This window comes from Velazquezella soli (genome assembly GCF_977018685.1).
Map to the genome: position 1 here is coordinate 429,423 of NZ_CDRNXF010000004.1, position 18,867 is coordinate 448,289.

An 18,867-nucleotide genomic window follows, 5' to 3' on the forward strand; every position below is an offset into this window, starting at 1 on the left:
TCAGCGTTTCGTAGCGGCGTCTGCCGCATCGAAGAACGCATCGATCATGCCCAGATCCTTGGCGCCTGGCGCGCTTTCGACACCGGACGATACATCTATGCCGCTTGCCCGCGTCGATGAGAGCGCAGTCGCGACATTATCCTTGTTCAGGCCCCCGGAAAGCATGTAATCCACGCTCTGGTCAAGCGACGCCATGGCCTTCCAGTCGAAGGAAACGCCGTTGCCGCCCGGAAGATCGGAGCCAGCCGGTGCCTTCGCGTCGAACAGAAAACGGTCAGCCACACCTATATAGGCATCGACCCCTGCAAGATCATCCGCGGACTTGACAGAAAACGCTTTCATGACAGGCAGACCGTAGAGCGCCTTGACGTGCAAAATCCGTTCCGGGCTCTCGTGACCGTGGAGCTGAAGCATGTCCGGGCGAAGCAGCGAGACGATATCGTCCAGTTCCTCGTCATCGGCATCCACCGTGACCGCAACGATCTTAGCTCTACCACGCACCCGGTCCGCCAGGTCTCCGGCGATCTCGGGCGCGATGTTACGCGGGCTCTTGGGGAAGAAGATAAAGCCGATATGGGTTGCGCCACGCGTCACCGCGCGATCGACCGCTTCTTCAGTCTTGAGGCCGCAGATCTTGATATCCGGTTTCATGTGCGCGGATTGGCACGAAACGCGCCCGGAGTCGAGCCCTTCAGCGGTTTGGTGGCGTGACAGTTCGGCACGGACTCCTCTTCTCAAGACCTCAGGCAATCATCCGGGGCGTGATTCGGTTCTCCACCACGATCCTGCACGCGAAAGGACATGCTCGCCGACATCATCACAACCAGAACCTCGGTCAAAAGAGCAGGTTTTTCCGGGAAAATAGACGTTCTCGATTCAGATTTGATTTATTAGGGTTTTGCCAGTAACTTATTCCACAGCAAATTGTTTCTTGAAATGTTTTCGCAGGGGGTAGTCATGGCGGCAAGAGGTGCGAACTTTGTGCGCGCTGCAATGTGCCTTGCCGCGGTGAGCGCTCTTTCAGCCTGCACTCAGACGACTGCGTCGCTCGATTCCAAGTCTTCGAAGACACGAACTGCCCAGGTCAATGTGGGTTCGGCAAAGCAGGTCTACACCTATTCGTCCAGCGACCGCGAATGCCTCAAGCGCGCGATGTATTTCGAATCAAGGCGCAGCAGCCCCGATGGTTTCATGGCTGTCGGCAGCGTCATCATGAACCGCCTGACCTCAGGTCTTTACCCTGAGACAATCTGTGGTGTCGTGGGGCAGGAAAAGCAGTTCGCGCCGGGGGTGATGACCCGCAAGATGGACGAAAACACTGCGCCGCAGCTGAATGAAGCAGCGGAAGCCGTGCTGAAGGGCAAGCGCCACCCCGATGTGAAGGAAGCGATGTTCTTCCACACGAAGGGCCTGCGCTTCCCCTACAAGAACATGCATTACGTGGCTGATGCCGGCGGCAACGTGTTTTACGAAAAGCGCGACGAGGACGGCAACCTGCAGACGCCAGAGCCGAAGCCTGCCGGGGCCTATGTCATGATGGCTGAAGGGACGATCGTACCAACGCCGGGAGCGATGAGCATGATCGCACGGGCCGAGCCTGTTCGTGAACAGACACCAAGCCCCGTTGCGGTTGCGTCCGCAGCAACGCAGCAGCCCTTGCCGGGCGTTGCCTCTGTCACAACGGTTGCCGACACATCTTCCGCCAGTGTCGCAACAGTGCAGCCTGTTTCCCATTCGCCCAGCATGATGCAGGCCTACCAGGCCGGCGCTGGCATGGATGCGGCAAGTGCCGCCATTCTTTCGACTGAAGCCTTGCCCAATAGCGGGCCTCTGCCGAAACGGCGCCCGGCGGGTGCCAAGACCGACACAGCCGGCGACATGGTAATGGTCGCGCCGACTCCGCGTCAGTTCCCGGCTCGCACAGCTACACCTTGATCTCTTCGGCCAGTTTCCGTTTGTTTTAGCCGGGCTTCAGCTGAAATCCAGCGCGTGAAGCTGCGAGCCATTCTGCTTCAGCCATTTGCGCGCCTCTTCCATCCTCGGGCAAAGCTGGTGGCAGAGAGCCCAGAACTTTGGCCCGTGGTTCATTTCCTTCAGATGCGCCACTTCGTGGGCTGCGAGGTAATCGATCACCAGCGGCGGCGCCATGACGATGCGCCAGGAAAAGCTCAGGTTTCCATCCCAGGAACAGGATCCCCACCGGCTTCTCGTGTCTTTCAGCGTGACTGATGCGACCGGCTTGCGGATCGATGCGGCATGGCGAAAAGCCAGCAACTCCATATCTCGACGTGCTTCTTTTTTCAGAAATGTCGCGACCCGACGGCCGAGATGATCCTCCAGCCCGCTTACCCTTACCACCGGCACGCCATCGACCATGGCGATTTCCGTCAGGCCGCGAAGCGTTCCGGTATGGTCGATGCGGTGCTGAACGCCGCGAATCGGCACGAAGCCGCCTGAGCGGATGGGATTGTCGGTGGAGAATTTCGAGAGCTTCGTGAGCAGCCAACCCTGATGGCGCTCGAGAAATTCCTCGATCTCGCTTTTCCGAAGGCCTGCCGGCACAGTGAGATTAAGCGCGCGGCCGCCGGGCTCGATGCGCAGCGTGATACGAGTGGCGCGACTGTTTTCCTTGATCGTCAGCGGCAAAGCGCGGTTTCCGACTTCAAGCGTGCGCTTTACGGTTTCGAGCGGTTTCGAGCGGGCGCGAAGGGGCTTTTTGAGGAGCGCGAACATGTAGCCTTTCTAGCCGATTCGAGAGAACCGTTCTCATGAAAAAGCCGGCGTCGCAAGGACGCCGGCTCGTTACGCTTTCAGAAGATCCGTTTGACCGATCAGACGTCGACGACCGGGTTCTGGCCGGAAGCGTTGCTGTTACGGCGCTCGCGCATGAAACGATCGAACTCTTCCTGATCCTTGGCACGGCGAAGCTCGCGGGAATAGTTGTCGAACTCATCGCGCATCTCGTCAAGCTTGCGGCGTTCTTCATCCATGCGGTTGAGTTCGGCCTTGCGCCAATCGTCGAAGGCAACGTTGCCTGTCGAGAAATGCGTGTTGTAGCCAGCGGCGCGGCTTCTGGAAAACCATCGGCTGGTCTTGCCGGCCCATTCGTCGGCGCGATTATTGGCATCGCGCTTGAAGCCGCGAAGCCGATCCCCGAAGATGATATAGGCAAGCATAGCCAAGCCAAGAGGCCAGAAGACCACGAAACCGAGCACCATTAAACCAATGGTGGCCGGCGTCCATTCCGGACGAATCAATGCAGACTGGTTCATGGGTTACACCCTTCAGTTCAATGCGGAGTGGCCTGATGCCAGCCCGATGATATCCGATTTGGTGAGCCTCAGACCCGCCTTCAAGAAGACAGGTCGCTAAATCCAAGAACATGCTGAAATACCTTGGAGAAATCCAGATACTGGCATCGAACCGGATCCACTCTCAGGTCGGCGAATCACCCTTGGTATTACGCTTCCGGGATGCGGGCTTGGCAGTCTTGGTATCGGCAATGGCATGCTTGCGGGTGAATTCGATGATGCGGGGGGCGATTTCACTGCGGAAACGCGAGCCGTTGAAGACGCCGTAATGCCCGACATCGGGCTGCATGTAATGCTGGCGCTTGTCATCCGGGATATTCGGACAAATCGTGTGCGCCGCCTTTGTCTGGCCTACGCCGGAAATATCGTCGTTTTCGCCTTCTACCGTCAAAAGAGCGACGGAGCGGATCGCCTTCGTATCAACAGGCATCGCGCGATGCATCATCTCGCCCTTCGGCAAGGAATGACGGATAAAGACGGCATCGACGGTCTGCAGATAGAATTCTTCCGTCAGATCCATCACCGCGAGATATTCGTCGTAGAATTCGCGGTGTTTTTCGGCGGGCTCGCCATCGTTCTTGACGAGGTGCTCGTAGAACTCCTTGTGAGCGGTGACGTGGCGGTCAAGATTCATCGACATGAAGCCGGAAAGCTGCAGGAAGCCCGGATAGACACGCCGCATGAAGCCCGGCTGCGGAAACGGCACGCTCATGATGACATTGTCGCGAAACCATTCGAGTGGGTGATCTCCGGCAAGTTTGTTGACGGCTGTCGGATTGCTGCGGGTATCGATCGGTCCGCCCATCAGCGTCATCGAGGCGGGCGCCATCCGATCACCGCGGGTTTCCATCACCGCAACGGCGGCAAGCACAGGCACCGACGGCTGGCAGACGCCGACCACGTGGGTGCCGGGACCGATCTGATGCAGCATCTCGATCAGGTAGTCGATGTAATCGTCGAGATCGAAGCTGCCCTCGGTGACCGGAACCATGCGGGCATCGATCCAGTCGGTGATGTAGAGATCCGCATGGGGTAGAAGTGCTTCGACCGTGCCACGCAGCAAGGTGGCATAGTGACCGGACATCGGCGCGACGAGCAGGATCTTCTGGTCGGCCGGGCGCGCGGCGGGCAGATCTCGGCGAAAATGCAGGAGATTGCAAAAGGGCTTTGCCCAGACGATCTCCTCGGTGACCATGACCGGCTTACCGTCGACCACCGTTTCCGGAAGATTGAAGCTTGGCTTCCCATAGCGACGCGTCATCCGCTCGAACACTTCGAGACTGGCCGACATGGAGCGGCCAAGTGCTGTCTGGGCGAACGGGTTCATAGGATTGTCGGAAATGAAGCGCATGGCATCCGCGGCGGCCCGGAACGGCGCCATGGCGGCATGGTTCAACTCATAGAGCTGGTAGAACATGAAATCGGGCTCTCCTCATCCCTGGTCCGATATCCGTCAAAGCGGTGGCGGGCAAAACGTTCCGCCATCGGAATGCAGCAAGGCTAGCACTTGTGGAGGTAGTTATGAAAGGGCGGCGGTTTACCACCGCCCTTCCCTCGCTGCAGCACGCCTTGCCGATGCCAGCGATCGATCAGATATCGGCGACGAATGTCTGTTTCTGGGTGCCGAGACCATCGATGCCGAGTTCGACAACGTCGCCGGCTTTCAGGAAGCGCGGGGGCTTGAGGCCAAGGCCGACGCCCGGAGGCGTACCCGTGGAGATGACGTCTCCCGGATGCAGCGACATGAACTGGCTGAGATAGGAGACGAGGAAGGCGACGCCGTAGACCATCGTCTTGGATGAGCCGTTCTGCATCTTTTCGCCGTTGACCGTCAGCCACATTCCAAGGTTCTGCGGATCCGCGACCTCGTCCTTGGTGACAAGCCATGGGCCAATCGGTCCGAACGTGTCGCAGGACTTGCCCTTGGTCCACTGGCCCGCGCGTTCTGTCTGGAATGCGCGCTCGGAGACGTCGTTGGTGAGGCAGTAACCGGCAACGTAATCCAGCGCCTCGGCTTCCGACACGTATTTCGCGGTCTTGCCGATGACGACACCGAGTTCGACTTCCCAGTCGGTCTTTTCCGATGTGCGCGGAATGACGACGTCGTCGTTGGGTCCGACGATGGCGGAGGTGGCCTTCATGAAGATGATCGGTTCCGGCGGCACGGTGGCGCCGGTTTCGGCCGCATGGTCGGAATAGTTGAGGCCGATGCAGATGAACTTGCCGGTGCCCGTCACGCAGGCGCCGATCCGATCGGCAGACAGTTCCGGCAATGTCGACGCGTCGATCGCGGCAATCTTCGTCAAACCCTCGGGCGAAATCGCCTCCCCGCCGATATCCGCGACATGGCCAGACAGATCACGGATCTTGCCATCCTGATCGAGCAATGCCGGCTTCTCTTGGCCCACAGGTCCTACACGCATCAATTTCAAGGTCTTATTCCTCCAGTTGTCAGACAAGTGTTTATGCAAAAAAGAGGCGCGATTGTCACCCCTCTTTCTGCCATCTGCGGTTCATTGCAAAGCAGCCCTAACTGCCTAGATTGGGTAAGACCCAAACTTGAGAGGACACTATGACGACCAGCAACAGCCGGACCTCGGAATTTCCAATCGACGCTTTCTTTCTGGATCGCTGGTCGCCGCGGGCCTTCGAGAAGGAAGCCATAGATCGGGAAACGATGCTGACCATTCTGGATGCCGCGCATTGGGCACCCTCTTCCGGCAACAGCCAGCCTTGGCGCTTTATCTACGCGCTACAAGGCACCGAGGATTTCACCAGACTTGCGGATCTACTCGTTCCGGGCAATCGGCGCTGGGCAGAAAACGCGGGTGCGCTGGTCTTCTTCGTGTCGAAAACCTATCGCGTTTCCAAGGATGGCGAACGTCGCGAGGGCTATACGCATTCTTTCGACACGGGCGCCGCGTGGTTCTCAATCATCTGCCAGGCGATGAAGCTTGGGTATCATGCACATGGCATGGAAGGGTTCGACAAGGAAAAGGCTGTTGGCGAACTTGGACTTCCGGAAGGTTTCAGGGTCGAGGCTGCCGCGGCGATCGGGCGGATGGCCGCTAAAGATGCACTGCCGGAAGATTTGCGCGAGCGTGAAGTTCCCAGCCAGCGCAAGCCCGTTTCGGAAGTCGCTTTCGAGGGAAGGTTTGCCGGCGAAGAATAATGTTTCACGTGAATCCTCCATCCACAGGTAAGATTCACGTGAAACAGATTTCTAATGGACAAACAAAAACGGCGGCCGAGAGGCCGCCGTTTTTGCACGACGAAAGATTGCTAGATATCGAGGTTGGCGACGTTCAGCGCGTTCTCTTGAATGAACTCGCGCCGGGGCTCAACCTCGTCGCCCATCAAACGCGAGAACAAACCGTCTGCATCCGTCGCATCGGGAACCTTGACCTGAAGCAGCGAGCGAACGTTGGGATCAAGCGTTGTTTCCCACAGCTGCTCGGCATTCATTTCACCAAGTCCCTTATAGCGCTGCATGGACAGTCCCTTGCGTCCCGCCGCAAAGATCGTGTCGAGAAGGGCGCGTGGACCTGAAATATCCTGCTCGCTATCCTTGCGAGCGAGGACTGGCGACGTGCTGTAGATCTCCTGCAGACGCGACGACATCTGGTCGATATGGCGGGCATCGGCAGAGCCGATCAGGGCCACATCGATCACGGCGACTTCCTTGACGCCACGAACCATCCGCTCGAAGCGCATACCGCCTTCGTCGGTGACGTGACCCGACCAGCCACGCTCCGTTTCCTCAGCGATCATATCGAGACGCTTGGCGACTTCGTTAGCCGTCTGCTGGGCCCGTTCGGGATTGTCCGTCAGATCTGGATGAAGCGCGCCGGCAATGGCTGCCTGCTCGATGATCGAGCGGTTGTAGCGAGAATGCAGTCCCTCGATGATCGAGCGGATGCGCAATGCATCCTGGATGACTTCGCGCATATCCTGGCCGGCACGGACTTCACCGGAGCCGAGGGTCAGGGTCGTATCTTCCAGCCCCATGCCGATCAGATACTCTTCCAGAGCCTGCTCGTTCTTCAGGTACTGGATCGACTTGCCGCGCGTCACCTTATAAAGCGGCGGCTGGGCAATGTAGATGTGGCCACGCTCGATCAGTTCCGGCATCTGACGGAAGAAGAAGGTCAGCAACAGGGTTCTGATATGGGCGCCGTCGACGTCGGCGTCCGTCATGATGATGATCTTGTGATAGCGCAGCTTGTCAGCGTTGAACTCATCCTTGCCGATCGATGTGCCCAGAGCGGTAATCAGCGTGCCGATTTCCTGGCTGGACAGCATCTTGTCGAAACGGGCGCGCTCGACGTTCAGGATCTTGCCGCGGAGCGGTAGGATCGCTTGGGTATCACGCGAACGGCCCTGCTTGGCGGAACCGCCGGCGGAGTCACCCTCGACGAGGAAGACTTCGGACTTGGCCGGATCACGTTCGGAGCAATCGGCGAGCTTGCCGGGAAGCGAGGCGATATCGAGCACGCCCTTGCGGCGGGTGAGTTCACGAGCCTTGCGGGCCGCTTCGCGGGCAACAGCAGCTTCCACCACCTTGCCGACAAGGATCTTCGCTTCTGCCGGATGCTCTTCGAGCCAGGAGCTCAGCGCTTCGTTGACGAGGCTTTCGACAACCGGGCGCACTTCCGAGGACACGAGTTTGTCCTTGGTCTGCGACGAGAACTTCGGATCCGGCACCTTTACCGAAAGAACTGCGGTCAGGCCTTCTCGGCAGTCGTCACCGGTGAGCGAAACCTTTTCCTTTTTCATGATGCCGGACGAATCCGCATAGGATGTGATCTGGCGAGTCAGCGCACCACGGAAGCCTGCCATATGCGTTCCGCCATCGCGCTGCGGAATGTTGTTGGTGAAGCAGAGAACGTTCTCGTGGTAGCTGTCATTCCACCACATCGCGACTTCAACCGTCATGCCATCCTTCTCGCCCTTGATGGCGACAGGCTTTTCGACGAGCGGCTTCTTGGAACGATCAAGATATTTGACGAAAGCCTCGAGGCCGCCGTCATACAGCATTTCCTCTTCCTTCACGTCGGGCTTGCGCCGATCCGTGAGCCGGATTCGAACGCCGGAGTTGAGGAAGGCGAGTTCGCGAAGGCGGTGCTCGAGTGTGCCGTAATCGAACTCGGTCATAGTGAAGGTCTCGGTGCTGGCGAGGAAGGTAACTTCCGTGCCGGAGCGACCTTCATAATCCCCGATGACCTTCAGCGGCGCATCGGCGACGCCGTGCGTGAACGAGATCTCGTGAACCTTGCCTGAGCGACGGATCTTCAGCTTGAGCCAGACCGAAAGCGCATTGACGACCGAGACGCCAACGCCGTGCAGGCCGCCCGAGACCTTGTAGGAATTCTGGTCGAACTTACCGCCGGCGTGGAGCTGGGTCATAATGACCTCGGCTGCCGAGACGCCTTCGCCGGTATGGATATCCGTCGGAATGCCGCGACCGTTGTCGGTGACGCTGACCGAGCCATCCGCATTGAGCGTGACCGTGACGATATCTGCATGGCCGGCCAAGGCTTCGTCGATCGCGTTGTCGACGACCTCGTAGACCATGTGATGCAGACCCGAGCCGTCGTCTGTGTCGCCGATATACATGCCTGGGCGCTTTCGCACCGCATCCAGGCCCTTTAGAACCTTGATGGAATCGGCACCGTATTCGGCACTCGCGCCGTGATCGCTGACGGGTGTGTCGGTCATTCAGTCTCTTCCAGTTGGTTAAAATACCGGCGAGCGAATCACCGGAGTCTCCGCCTTGAATATAGGGAATTCAGGGCGGTTTCTAAAGGTTGGTGCCTCGCAAAATGCCTGGAAAGGCGTGGATGCGCAGAGATTTCCAGGGCATTTCAAGCCTTTTGCAGAAGTCTTCGCATTTCCTCTAGCACGTCCGGCGGCAAAGAGCGAATCCGTGCCGCCAAGGCGTTGGCAAATGCGGTGTATGCAGGCGCCAGGCCTGTCGTGTCGAGGACCACTTTCGGGCGCGAGGCTTCTGCGACCCGAAACAATTCTTCCGCTTCATCCCAGATGATGTTGAAATAGCCGGTGATACGCTGGAGCAGCTCGAATGTGGGCCGGCCCCGTTTGCCGTGTTCCAAGGCCGACAGATAGGCAGGCGTAACCCCGATCGCCTCTGCCAGTTGCCTCTGGGTAACTCCCTTTTTGGCGCGCAGCTGTCGAAGCGCTTCACCAAAGGGCGTCACAGGACCGATCCCCGATAATCCGCACGGCTCTTTGAAAGCCGCACGTACATGGCGCCCTCGCCACCATGGTTTTGGGCTGCCCATTCGTAGGACGAGATCAGGAAACGAAATTCGGCCTTCGAGAACCACAGCGGCACCGCACGGCGCAGAACCCCCTCGCCGCCAACCGAGCGGCCCTTGCCGGTGATGACAAGAACATGGCGCAGACCGCGATCATGGGCACTGTAAAGAAAATCGAGCAGCAGATCGTGGGCGGCGTCCTGGTAGAGACCATGGAGATCGAGCCGAGCATCGATCGCCAAGCGACCCTTGGCGAGCTTCTTCCGGGTGGGTTTTTCCAGCGGATGATGAATGCCGGCAGGCTTTTTTACCTTCGGCGCGACTGCCGCGAAGGCATCGCTGACACGCTGGGTTGGCGGTACCGGGGGCTTGGAGACTTCATCCTCTGCCGCCAGTCGTGCCGCCATTTCCTCTTCGAAGGCAGCGATCTCTTTCATGCGCCCAGGCAGAGCACGGGCGGATTTCGCCACCTTGCCCCACAGGATGCGTTCATCTGAACTGAGTTTTCGATCCTTCATGCGCCATATCCTACCCGGCATAACGGCCGGCGGCCGCATTTGGGACGAGGATATAGAAATCCGCATCGTTTCGCACCGTGCCGGCAAGCTCGCCTGCGTGATAGCCGGAACCGGTGAAGATATCGCCCCTTGCAGGCCCAATAATGGCTGAACCCGTATCGAGCGCCAGCATCAGCCGCGCGAACGGCTTGCCGTCGTCGAGATGTGTCAGCCGTTCCGCATGGATGAAGAAGGGGTAGCCGAATGTGTGAATGGAGCGATCCACGGCGAGCGAGCGTCCCGCGATCAGCGGCACCTTGGCGGCAGCGATAGGACCGAGGTCAGGGTCGCTGACATCGGCCTCACGGAAGAAGATGTAGGACTTGTTGTGCCATAAGACTTCATCAACCTTAGCCGGATTCGACACCAGAGCTTCGGCAAGCCACGTCCGAATGCTCTGCATGGAAATGTCTTCGCGAGCGATTTCGCCACGATCGATCAGAAGCTTGCCGATCGGCGAAAACGGATGGCCTGCCTTTGCCGCGTAGGTGATGCGACGGACGCGGCCATCGGGATAGACCAGCCGAGCCGCGCCCTGAACATGGGCAAAGAAAACGTCGATCCGCGACCGTGCGAAGGCTATCTCCAGCCCCCGCCCGTCGAGACAGCCGCGATCGATTTCACCGCGATCCGGATAAGCGACGATACCATCCGGCGTCTGACGGCCGAACATGTAGCCGGAGTCGAGATCCGCAGGGCGATTGCTTTCCTCGAGATCGACGAGATCGTCAGGCCGGAAATAGAAGGGATATTTGAAAAGACCTTCACTCACATCGGAGACGTCGACTTCCGGTTCGTAGAAGGCGGTGACGAATCCTTGTTCGTCATTGTGCTTCAGGATCCGGAAGGGTGTGCAGCGTTGTTCGAAGAAGGTGCGAGCCGCAGAGGCATCGGCAAATGGTGCGGCCTGCTCGAAGAGGTCCGCCAGTTCCATGGCCTCAAGGCCGAGAGAACCCTTGCGATAGGGCTTAACGTTGCGGATATGGGCCGCGCAAGCGCGCATCGCCTCATACAGCGGGCTCGGATCGTCGGCAGCCCAACCGGGGAGATCCGCGAAGTCGACCCTCTCGAGGCGGAAGTCAGAGAGGGTCGGAGACGCGGAAATCATTGTTCGGATTCGGTGGCGACCAGCTTCCAGTTCGGGTCGCGGGAGCCGATGTCGCGGGCAAAGGTCCAGATGTCGATGACGTCGGCTACGGTTTCCTGATCGCCGTCGATCAGCGTGCCGGCCTTGTCGAAGGTTGCGGAGATCAACTGGCTGACAATGCGGACGGTAACCTGGGATTCGCCGTCCTTGATCGAAACCTGTGTCATGTCGCATTTGTCGATGCCGACAAATGTGGACTTGATCACCTCGCCCTTGGCCTCGCGCTCGGCGATCGCCGCTTCGAAGCCGTCATAGACCTCATTGGAGAGAAGCCCCTTCAAGGTCTTCCGATCACCGTCGGCAAAAGCCATGACGATCATTTCGTACGCCATCCGCACGCCGTTGAGGAATTCCTTCGGGCGGAACGACGGATCTTCCTTCACGAGGGCACGAAGCGATGCGTTGAGCGGCGTATCAGGCTTCGCGACGGCGTCGATATCGGCATTGCGTTGTTCCTCATCGACATTGTCGCGGCGAGGAAGCGTCACTACCTTGCTATCGTCCTCGACGGGACCGCGGGCAACATCGCGAGGGCTGACTGTCTCAGTCGGCGGCTTCTCATGTCCCGTGCGCCGGCCGAGGACGCTGCGCAATTGCAGGAATATCAGCACTGCTGCGACGAGGAAAAACAGTGTTATCAAGTCGTTCGAGCCCATTTTATCCCGCAATTGTCGTTTAAAAGTTCTATGCAGCTTTTCATATAGTCTCCTACCGCCCATCTTCAAATAGCAACGGCGTGAGATGAACCCATATCCGCCAATTAGATACAGGCAATGATTATGCGCTTACCATTCCTTCCGGTTGTTCTCCTGGCATGGCCGCTGGCCGAAATCGCTGGTTTTGTTCTGGTCGGAAGAGCGATCGGACTTTGGGGAACGCTTGGCCTCGTCCTCGGAACGGGCCTCCTGGGCGCATTGATGATCCGCGGCCAGGGGATGACTATGCTGCGGCGGCTTTCGACAGAAGGGCGCGAAGGTCGGATGCCTGCAGCCGAACTGGTAAGCGGAGCGATGGTCGTGGTGGCTGGCATCCTGCTGATGCTGCCGGGGTTTCTGACCGACATCATTGGTCTCGCGCTGCTTGTGCCCTTTATCCGCAAGCTGATCTGGTCGGCCATCGGCAGCCGCGTGGTCGTCGTGAATTCGGGCGATCGAAGAAGCCCGGGCGGTTTTCGCACCGGTCCCGGCCCTGGCCCCGGTCCGGCGCCTGTTCATCCGGTTGGATCCGGCCCGGTGGTCGATCTCGATGACGACGATTATCGCCGCGAACCGAACCCGTCCTCGCCTTGGGCGGACAAGGATAAGCGGATCGAACCTTAAGGCTAAGATCTCGCAGGGTTGTAAGCCCTGGAGCGAAATGTTAAGTGCCCCCAACGCTTTTCAGCCACCCTTTCCAGCCTTGAGGAATTTTTATGGCAGACGATAACGAACAGGCTTCCGCCCCCTCGCTCAATATCCTGGCGCAGTACACCAAGGATCTTTCGTTCGAAAATCCCGGCGCGCCACGCTCGCTGCAGTCGCGCGACAAGGCTCCAGCGATCAATATCAGCGTCAACGTCAACGCCAATCCGCTTTCCGAAAACGACTTCGACGTCGTTCTGTCGCTGAGTGCCGAAGCCCGTGAAGACGACAAGATCGTGTTTGCGGCCGAGCTGGTCTACGGCGGCGTTTTCCGCATCACCGGTTTCCCGCAGGAGCACATGCTGCCGCTTCTGTTTATCGAATGCCCGCGTCTCCTCTTCCCGTTCGCACGCCAGATCATTTCCGACGTGACCCGCAACGGTGGCTTCCCGCCGCTGATGATCGATCCGATCGATTTCGGTCAGATGTTCTCGCAGCGTATGGCCGAAGAACAGACCAAGTCGCAGGTTCAGCCGCTCAACAGCTGAGCGAGCAACGGATAGAATATAAAAAGCCCGGTCACAGCCGGGCTTTTTTCATGTCTGGACTTCAGCAGAAATCAGTCGGCTGCATATTTCAGCCAGACGGCCTTATCCTTCAGTCCACTTACCATTGCGGCATGGGCGGCAATGTCGTCTTCGCTGATGCGCGGCGGCAAAGGGCGCGGCCGTGCTGCGATCGCGGTTACCACCACATCATCGATCTCGATGACGTTTCTCGGCTGATCGGCACCGACCAGACCGAGAGCCGCCTGCCGGCCGCCGGTCATTTCGATATAGACTTCCGCCAGGAGTTCGGAGTCGAGCAGCGCGCCGTGCTTGGTGCGATGGCCATTGTCGATGCCGTAGCGACGGCACAGTGCGTCGAGGGAGTTAGGACCCATCGGATGCTTTCGGCGGGCCATCGAAAGCGTATCGACCACGTTTTCCGGTGGGACCGGCGGCAGGCCTATGCGTTCAAATTCGGCATTGATAAAGCCGATATCGAAATTGGCATTGTGGGCGATCCACCGGGCGCCATCGAAGAAGTCGATGATCTGCTGCGCCACCTGGGCGAACGGCGGCTTGTCCTTGAGCGACTCATCGGTAATGCCATGGACAGCCAGCGCATCCGGATGAACCTTGCGATCGCCCGGGTTGATATAGAGGTGCAACGTTCTTCCCGTCGGGAAGTTGTTGATGAGCTCTATGCCGCCGATTTCGATAATCCGGTCGGCCTTGGATTCAAGGCCCGTGGTTTCGGTATCGAAGATGATTTCACGCATGGGTATTTCCGTTCCTGCTGCCGGCTTTGAGCGTGGCGATGATCTCGCGCACGCTTGATCTGGCTGTCTCCCGTCCGGCGCCGGTGTCGATGACGAAATCGGCACGCGCCCGCTTTTCGGCATCCGGAACCTGCCGCGCCAAGATCATCGACAACTTCTCCTCCGTCATGCCGGGACGCGCAAGTACCCTCTGGCGCTGCACCTGTGGATCGCAGCTGACGACGACGACAAAATCGACCCTTTTCTCGCCGCCGGTCTCAAACAGCAAGGGAATGTCGAGCACAACGAGCGCTGCGCCGGCGCTTTTGTGTTTATCGAGAAATTCCGTTTCGTGTTTGCGCACCAGCGGGTGGACGATGGATTCCAGAAGCTTGAATTTTTCAGGTGCTGCAGAAAGCTGGCGCGACAGTTCCTGTCGGTCGACGACACCGTCTCTGACCGCATTCGGGAACGCCTCCGCGATCGGATCGACCGCTTCACCGTGATAGAGATCGTGGACCACCTGGTCGGCATCGTTGACCGGGATACCCTCTTGCGCAAACATTTCTGCGGTGGTGGATTTCCCCATGCCGATGGAGCCGGTGAGGCCGATAACGATCATCCGTGCATATCCATATCTGCGATGACGAGATCCCGCAGCGTCTGATCGACGACAGGGCGGAGGCCGAACCATTTCTCGAAACCCGGCACGGCCTGATGCAGAAGCATGCCGAGACCATCCACGGTCACGAAGCCCTGCTCCTCCGCCTGTTTCAGAATGTCCGTTTGCAGCGGGATATAAACGATATCGGTAACGACTGCGTTCGTGAGCATGGTCGAGAAGTCGAACTGCGGTATCGGCGCGCCGTCCATGCCGAGCGATGTTGTATTCACAAAGAGACCTGCGCCGGACATGACCTCGCCCAGTGCTTCCATCGCATGCGCGTGCACGTTTTGTCCGAACCGGTCGGCAAGTTCCTGCGCACGCGCCACCGTCCGGTTGACGACGTGGATTTCTCCGACGCCCTGATCCCTGACGGCTTGAATGATAGCACGGCTGGCACCGCCGGCACCGAGAATGACGGCGCGATCGACATTTCCCCAACCGGGCGACTGTTCGTCGAGGTTGGCGGTAAAGCCGTAGACATCGGAGTTCGAGGCGTGAAGAACACCGTCCTCCATCCACAGCGTGTTGGCGGCACCGAGTTCTTCGGCGATCGCATCTGGACGATCAGCGAGCGCAAAAGCCATTTCCTTGTGGGGAATGGTGACATTGCCGCCGCGATAGCCCGATGATCCGTCTTTGAGCTTGCTGATGAAAGCTGGAAAATCCTCAGGTGCCACCGCTTCACGTGTGTAGCGGCCAGCAATACCGAACTTAGCCAGCCAATGACCGTGGATGATCGGCGAACGCGAGTGCTTGATCGGCCAGCCCGTTACGAAAGCGTTAACCAAAAGTGTTTCACGTGAATCAGCCATCGATCGCTCCGATCGCGCGCAAGGTGTCGAGAAGCGGCAGCATGGGTAGGCCGAGAATGGTAAAGTAATCTCCCTCGATCCGCGAGAAGAGCTGAATGCCCTCACCTTCCAACTGGTAGGCGCCGACGCTTCCGAACACGGTTTCGCCCACCCTATCCAGATAGCGATCCACGAATATCTCGCTGAGCGGTCTGACGGTAAGATCGGCGTGTGCAACATGCTCCCAAAGGGTTTCGCCATCGCGTACAAGAGCGACGGCGCTGTTCAGCCTATGCGTCCTATCCGACAGAGAGAGCAGGCTTTCGCGCGCCTCTTCCCGTGATTTCGGCTTGTGATAAACGCGATGATCAAGCGACATGGTCTGATCCGACCCGATGACGATGGCGGAAGGATAGTGTCTGCTGACATCGAGCGCCTTGGCCTTTGCCAAGGTCAGCGCGACGATATCTGGGCTGGCGCCCACCAGTCCCGCCTCGATCTGACGTTCATCGATATCGGCGGCCCGGCTTTCGAAACTCAGCCCCGCATTTTCCATCAACATGCGTCTGAACTTGCTGGATGAGGCCAGTATGAGTGGCCTGGAGTGAGACATTGTCACGGCAGATCTCCGGATGGAATTAGTGCCGAATTACCGTAGCTTCGGGCGGAGCGCAACGATGGCCGCCGCCGTCTCCTCGATCGACCGTCGGGTGACGTCGATGACCGGCCAGCCGTGGCGCGAGCAGAGCGCTCGTGCATATTTCAGTTCCTCGTTGATCGTTGCCCGATCCGTATAATGACCGCGATCGAAATTTTGCGTGGTTCCGAGTTCGCGGTGTTCGCGCACCTGTGAAATGCGGTCCGTCGTCGCGACCAGCCCGACGATCAGGGGGCGGGTTGCAGACAGAAGTGCGTGCGGAAGGTCGACGCCCGGCACGATCGGGATATTGGCCGTCTTGATTCCGCGGTTGGCGAGATAGATGCTGGTCGGCGTCTTCGAGGTGCGGCTGATCCCGACCAGTACGACATCGGCCTCATCGTACCCTTCGGGCATCTGGCCATCGTCATGATCCATGGTGAAGTTCAGCGCTTCGATGCGGGCGAAATATTCCGCGTTGAGCGCATGCTGCGCGCCGACGCGGTATTTAGACGGTGCTCCGAGATAGGTCTGGAATGTCGCCATAACCGGTTCCAGCACGTTGACGCAGGGTGTTCCTATCTGACGGCAGCGCTCGTCCAGCAGTTTCGCAAGCTCGCGATCAACGATCGTATAAAGGACGATCCCCGGTTCACGATCGATCGCCTCCAGCACGGCGAGAACCTGCTTGCGGTTTCGCACCAGCGGATAGACGTGCTCGACGGCAAGCGAAGTCTGAAACTGGGCTGCCGCCGCGCGTCCTGTCGAGATCAGGGTCTCGCCCGTGGAGTCAGATATGAGGTGGAGATGGAAGAAGTTTTTTCTGTTCTCCACGTTGTTCTTCGTCCTCTGTTGATAACCGGGGAGAGACTGACCGCCTTTCGAGGGCCGAGCCAGACCCCTGGGATAACCTCCGAGTTGTCCACAATCGCGTATTTCGAGGAAGCCGTTTCAGGGCACCTGTTCAAAGCGGGGATAACCGGATGAACCTATCGCTTGATTCACAAGATATCCACAAGAGAGCTTCACCAAACGCCCGGCACAAGCAATTGATATCCCTGATCGAAATATGGTTATCCAGAAGCTCTGCCAAGAATGCCCGGAAGTTTTCCTTTTCAACGATACGGAGCGGCAGATCGTCGCGTTTTCTGTGCAGGAGTTTTAATCCTTGCTACTCACCGACTCTAAGAAATAGAAGATCTTAAGAATCTTATTTTCTTTATTTGGAGAACCCATTGGCCGGTCCGACCAGGAAGATCGTTGAGGTGCTGAACGGCAAGACGATCACCCCACCGCCGATATGGCTTATGAGGCAGGCAGGTCGATATCTGCCCGAGTACCGCGAAGTCCGTGCGGCAGCCGGTTCGTTTCTCGATCTCTGTTATACACCGGATCTGGCTGTCGAAGTGACGCTTCAGCCTATCCGGCGCTACCAGTTCGACGCAGCCATCCTGTTTTCCGATATCCTCGTCATTCCCGATGCCTTGAAGCGCAATGTTCGCTTCGTGCAGGGAGAGGGTCCAAGGATGGATCCGATCGACGAAGCAGGGATTGCAGCGCTCGATGGCAGCACGATGCTTTCCCACCTTGCACCGGTGCTGGAGACGGTTCGGAGGCTTCGGCTGGAGCTACCCCCTGAAACTGCCCTGATCGGCTTCTGCGGGGCTCCCTGGACCGTTGCGACCTATATGATCGCGGGTCAGGGAACACCGGACCAAGCGCCGGCACGTCTGTTCGCCTACCGCTACCCCGAGGCCTTCGAAAAACTGCTGGCTCTGCTGGCGGAAATGTCTGCCGAATATCTGATCGGTCAGATCGATGCGGGCGCAGATGTCGTGCAGATCTTCGATTCCTGGGCCGGCGTGCTCGGGGAGAAGGAATTCGAGGAATTCTCGATCAAGCCCGTGCGGCGGATCATCGATATCATCAAGGCAGCGCGACCTAACGCGAAGGTGATTGCTTTCGCCAAGGGTGCAGGCATGAACCTCAAACACTACCGGGCCCGGACGGGCGCAGATGCAATCGGGCTCGATTGGTCGGTACCGATGTCGTTTGCGCAGGAGCTGCAGAAGGACGGACCTGTTCAGGGCAATCTCGATCCAATGCGCGTGGTGGCGGGCGGAAAGTCCCTCGACGACGGGATCGACGCGATCCTGCAGGGGCTTGGACAAGGTCCGCTTATCTTCAACCTCGGCCACGGCATCACGCCACAAGCGGATCCGCAGACCGTTGCGCATCTTGTGAAACGGGTCAGAGGATCGGGCGTATGACGCCGGACGACCGCACCGGTGCCGGAAATGGGCGGCGTGTCGCGTTCCGGGCGGCGACGGCGCTTTCGGTTTTCGTCGTCGTGCTGTTTTTTATCTACTGGCTGCGGCCGGATGATTTCCTGCTCTACATCAAGGCGTTTCACGTCATCGCCGTGATTTCCTGGATGGCCGGGCTGCTCTACCTGCCCAGGCTTTTCATCTATCACACGGAAGCCGAGCCGGGTTCTGCCCAGTCGGAAACCTTCAAAGTGATGGAGGGGCGGCTCCTCAAAATCATCATGAACCCGGCGATGATGATCAGCTGGGCGCTTGGGCTTTATCTCGCCTGGGCGGTCTACGGTTTCCAGGGTGGCTGGCTTCATGCCAAGATCCTGTTTGTCCTGCTGCTCACCATGGCGCATATGCGGTTCAGTGCTGCAGTTCGGGCTTTTGCCATAGATGGGCCGCGAAAAACCGCTCGTTACTGGCGGTTGATGAACGAGATCCCGACGGTTTTGATGATCGCCATCGTAATCATGGTCATCGTTAAGCCATTTTGATGGTGTCTTGAGCTTTTTCTTAACTCC

The 18,867-nt window shown here is 58.6% G+C and carries 21 protein-coding genes; 6 read left to right on the top strand and 15 right to left on the bottom strand.

All coding sequences use genetic code 11. From position 1 onward, the window contains the following. On the bottom strand, positions 1-651 hold the full coding sequence (locus AC0JZ8_RS05715; RefSeq protein ID WP_113109956.1) for a phosphoribosylanthranilate isomerase: 651 nt from the start codon (positions 649-651) through the stop codon (positions 1-3). Between the two features lie 306 nt (positions 652-957). On the opposite strand from AC0JZ8_RS05715, the gene AC0JZ8_RS05720 reads away from it, so the two are divergent. Beyond that, positions 958-1,935, top strand: a complete 978-nt coding sequence (locus AC0JZ8_RS05720) for a cell wall hydrolase (protein WP_471892017.1) — start codon at positions 958-960, stop codon at positions 1,933-1,935. A gap of 36 nt (positions 1,936-1,971) precedes the next feature. Here the strand turns inward: AC0JZ8_RS05720 and AC0JZ8_RS05725 are convergent, their stop codons facing one another. The 4 genes from AC0JZ8_RS05725 to AC0JZ8_RS05740 form a co-directional block, all read right to left on the bottom strand. Next, positions 1,972-2,733 (bottom strand): M48 family metallopeptidase, encoded by a 762-nt coding sequence (locus AC0JZ8_RS05725; RefSeq protein WP_062577118.1) that lies wholly within the window; start codon positions 2,731-2,733, stop codon positions 1,972-1,974. A gap of 98 nt (positions 2,734-2,831) precedes the next feature. Next, positions 2,832-3,272, bottom strand: coding sequence for a DUF2852 domain-containing protein (locus tag AC0JZ8_RS05730; RefSeq protein WP_092665207.1), 441 nt, complete (start codon positions 3,270-3,272; stop codon positions 2,832-2,834). 163 nt (positions 3,273-3,435) lie between these two features. Next, the gene (locus tag AC0JZ8_RS05735) at positions 3,436-4,728 is read right to left on the bottom strand and encodes a polyhydroxyalkanoate depolymerase (protein ID WP_471892018.1); all 1,293 of its coding nucleotides are present in this window, start codon (positions 4,726-4,728) and stop codon (positions 3,436-3,438) included. Positions 4,729-4,900: 172 nt separating this feature from the next. Next, complete coding sequence (locus AC0JZ8_RS05740) at positions 4,901-5,743, bottom strand: fumarylacetoacetate hydrolase family protein (protein WP_113167245.1); 843 nt, start codon at positions 5,741-5,743, stop codon at positions 4,901-4,903. Positions 5,744-5,883: 140 nt separating this feature from the next. Between AC0JZ8_RS05740 and AC0JZ8_RS05745 the strand changes: the two genes are divergently transcribed. Further along, complete coding sequence (locus tag AC0JZ8_RS05745; protein WP_062462923.1) at positions 5,884-6,483, top strand: nitroreductase family protein; 600 nt, start codon at positions 5,884-5,886, stop codon at positions 6,481-6,483. A gap of 110 nt (positions 6,484-6,593) precedes the next feature. On the opposite strand, the gene gyrB is transcribed toward AC0JZ8_RS05745, so the two are convergent. From gyrB to AC0JZ8_RS05770, 5 genes are all read right to left on the bottom strand, one after another. Further along, on the bottom strand, positions 6,594-9,029 hold the full coding sequence (gyrB, locus tag AC0JZ8_RS05750) for a DNA topoisomerase (ATP-hydrolyzing) subunit B (RefSeq protein ID WP_062577110.1): 2,436 nt from the start codon (positions 9,027-9,029) through the stop codon (positions 6,594-6,596). A 146-nt stretch (positions 9,030-9,175) separates the two neighbouring features. Then, the gene (locus tag AC0JZ8_RS05755) at positions 9,176-9,529 is read right to left on the bottom strand and encodes a helix-turn-helix domain-containing protein (RefSeq protein WP_092665195.1); all 354 of its coding nucleotides are present in this window, start codon (positions 9,527-9,529) and stop codon (positions 9,176-9,178) included. Next, entirely contained in the window at positions 9,526-10,107 is a 582-nt protein-coding gene (locus tag AC0JZ8_RS05760; protein WP_082471708.1) for a Smr/MutS family protein, read from the bottom strand. Before AC0JZ8_RS05760 ends, AC0JZ8_RS05755 begins: the two co-directional genes overlap by 4 nt. Before the next feature lie 10 nt (positions 10,108-10,117). Continuing rightward, entirely contained in the window at positions 10,118-11,254 is a 1,137-nt protein-coding gene (gene mltA / locus AC0JZ8_RS05765) for a murein transglycosylase A (RefSeq protein ID WP_471892019.1), read from the bottom strand. Continuing rightward, positions 11,251-11,949: a Tim44/TimA family putative adaptor protein gene (locus tag AC0JZ8_RS05770; RefSeq protein WP_062462907.1), complete on the bottom strand. Its 699-nt coding sequence runs from the start codon at positions 11,947-11,949 to the stop codon at positions 11,251-11,253. Before AC0JZ8_RS05770 ends, mltA begins: the two co-directional genes overlap by 4 nt. Positions 11,950-12,072: 123 nt before the next feature. Here AC0JZ8_RS05770 and AC0JZ8_RS05775 point away from each other — a divergent pair, with 123 nt between their 5' ends. Next, positions 12,073-12,612 carry an FxsA family protein gene (locus AC0JZ8_RS05775; protein ID WP_113110008.1) on the top strand — a complete coding sequence of 180 codons (540 nt, stop codon included), beginning with the start codon at positions 12,073-12,075 and terminating at the stop codon, positions 12,610-12,612. Positions 12,613-12,704: 92 nt separating this feature from the next. Then, on the top strand, positions 12,705-13,181 hold the full coding sequence (gene secB, locus AC0JZ8_RS05780) for a protein-export chaperone SecB (protein ID WP_062462904.1): 477 nt from the start codon (positions 12,705-12,707) through the stop codon (positions 13,179-13,181). A 71-nt stretch (positions 13,182-13,252) separates the two neighbouring features. On the opposite strand, the gene dnaQ is transcribed toward secB, so the two are convergent. From dnaQ to AC0JZ8_RS05805, 5 genes are read right to left on the bottom strand one after another with little or no spacing between them, the layout of a single operon-like run. Then, positions 13,253-13,957, bottom strand: a complete 705-nt coding sequence (dnaQ, locus tag AC0JZ8_RS05785) for a DNA polymerase III subunit epsilon (RefSeq protein ID WP_174197317.1) — start codon at positions 13,955-13,957, stop codon at positions 13,253-13,255. Beyond that, a complete protein-coding gene (coaE, locus tag AC0JZ8_RS05790; RefSeq protein ID WP_471892020.1) occupies positions 13,950-14,558 on the bottom strand; it encodes a dephospho-CoA kinase in 609 nt (202 codons plus the stop codon). The genes dnaQ and coaE overlap by 8 nt, the downstream gene beginning before the upstream one ends. Next, the gene (locus AC0JZ8_RS05795) at positions 14,555-15,415 is read right to left on the bottom strand and encodes a shikimate dehydrogenase (protein ID WP_471892021.1); all 861 of its coding nucleotides are present in this window, start codon (positions 15,413-15,415) and stop codon (positions 14,555-14,557) included. Before AC0JZ8_RS05795 ends, coaE begins: the two co-directional genes overlap by 4 nt. Next, positions 15,408-16,007, bottom strand: coding sequence for a Maf-like protein (locus tag AC0JZ8_RS05800; RefSeq protein WP_184655647.1), 600 nt, complete (start codon positions 16,005-16,007; stop codon positions 15,408-15,410). Before AC0JZ8_RS05800 ends, AC0JZ8_RS05795 begins: the two co-directional genes overlap by 8 nt. Positions 16,008-16,043: 36 nt before the next feature. Beyond that, positions 16,044-16,865 (bottom strand): pyruvate, water dikinase regulatory protein, encoded by an 822-nt coding sequence (locus AC0JZ8_RS05805; RefSeq protein ID WP_113167251.1) that lies wholly within the window; start codon positions 16,863-16,865, stop codon positions 16,044-16,046. Positions 16,866-17,266: 401 nt separating this feature from the next. On the opposite strand from AC0JZ8_RS05805, the gene hemE reads away from it, so the two are divergent. Together hemE and hemJ are read left to right on the top strand one after the other, a co-directional pair. Then, complete coding sequence (gene hemE, locus AC0JZ8_RS05810; RefSeq protein ID WP_092665179.1) at positions 17,267-18,301, top strand: uroporphyrinogen decarboxylase; 1,035 nt, start codon at positions 17,267-17,269, stop codon at positions 18,299-18,301. Beyond that, positions 18,298-18,840 (top strand): protoporphyrinogen oxidase HemJ, encoded by a 543-nt coding sequence (gene hemJ, locus AC0JZ8_RS05815; RefSeq protein WP_471892022.1) that lies wholly within the window; start codon positions 18,298-18,300, stop codon positions 18,838-18,840. Before hemE ends, hemJ begins: the two co-directional genes overlap by 4 nt. The last annotated feature ends 27 nt before the right edge of the window (positions 18,841-18,867 follow it).

What these genes read in the sequence shown, in the direction of transcription:
- AC0JZ8_RS05715 (WP_113109956.1), bottom strand. Translation starts at nt 651, where the DNA reads ATGAAACCGGATATCAAGATCTGCGGCCTCAAGACTGAAGAAGCGGTC.
- AC0JZ8_RS05720 (WP_471892017.1), top strand. Translation starts at nt 958, where the DNA reads ATGGCGGCAAGAGGTGCGAACTTTGTGCGCGCTGCAATGTGCCTTGCC.
- AC0JZ8_RS05725 (WP_062577118.1), bottom strand. Translation starts at nt 2,733, where the DNA reads ATGTTCGCGCTCCTCAAAAAGCCCCTTCGCGCCCGCTCGAAACCGCTC.
- AC0JZ8_RS05730 (WP_092665207.1), bottom strand. Translation starts at nt 3,272, where the DNA reads ATGAACCAGTCTGCATTGATTCGTCCGGAATGGACGCCGGCCACCATT.
- AC0JZ8_RS05735 (WP_471892018.1), bottom strand. Translation starts at nt 4,728, where the DNA reads ATGTTCTACCAGCTCTATGAGTTGAACCATGCCGCCATGGCGCCGTTC.
- AC0JZ8_RS05745 (WP_062462923.1), top strand. Translation starts at nt 5,884, where the DNA reads ATGACGACCAGCAACAGCCGGACCTCGGAATTTCCAATCGACGCTTTC.
- gyrB (WP_062577110.1), bottom strand. Translation starts at nt 9,029, where the DNA reads ATGACCGACACACCCGTCAGCGATCACGGCGCGAGTGCCGAATACGGT.
- AC0JZ8_RS05760 (WP_082471708.1), bottom strand. Translation starts at nt 10,107, where the DNA reads ATGAAGGATCGAAAACTCAGTTCAGATGAACGCATCCTGTGGGGCAAG.
- mltA (WP_471892019.1), bottom strand. Translation starts at nt 11,254, where the DNA reads ATGATTTCCGCGTCTCCGACCCTCTCTGACTTCCGCCTCGAGAGGGTC.
- AC0JZ8_RS05770 (WP_062462907.1), bottom strand. Translation starts at nt 11,949, where the DNA reads ATGGGCTCGAACGACTTGATAACACTGTTTTTCCTCGTCGCAGCAGTG.
- AC0JZ8_RS05775 (WP_113110008.1), top strand. Translation starts at nt 12,073, where the DNA reads ATGCGCTTACCATTCCTTCCGGTTGTTCTCCTGGCATGGCCGCTGGCC.
- secB (WP_062462904.1), top strand. Translation starts at nt 12,705, where the DNA reads ATGGCAGACGATAACGAACAGGCTTCCGCCCCCTCGCTCAATATCCTG.
- dnaQ (WP_174197317.1), bottom strand. Translation starts at nt 13,957, where the DNA reads ATGCGTGAAATCATCTTCGATACCGAAACCACGGGCCTTGAATCCAAG.
- coaE (WP_471892020.1), bottom strand. Translation starts at nt 14,558, where the DNA reads ATGATCGTTATCGGCCTCACCGGCTCCATCGGCATGGGGAAATCCACC.
- AC0JZ8_RS05795 (WP_471892021.1), bottom strand. Translation starts at nt 15,415, where the DNA reads ATGGCTGATTCACGTGAAACACTTTTGGTTAACGCTTTCGTAACGGGC.
- AC0JZ8_RS05800 (WP_184655647.1), bottom strand. Translation starts at nt 16,007, where the DNA reads ATGTCTCACTCCAGGCCACTCATACTGGCCTCATCCAGCAAGTTCAGA.
- hemJ (WP_471892022.1), top strand. Translation starts at nt 18,298, where the DNA reads ATGACGCCGGACGACCGCACCGGTGCCGGAAATGGGCGGCGTGTCGCG.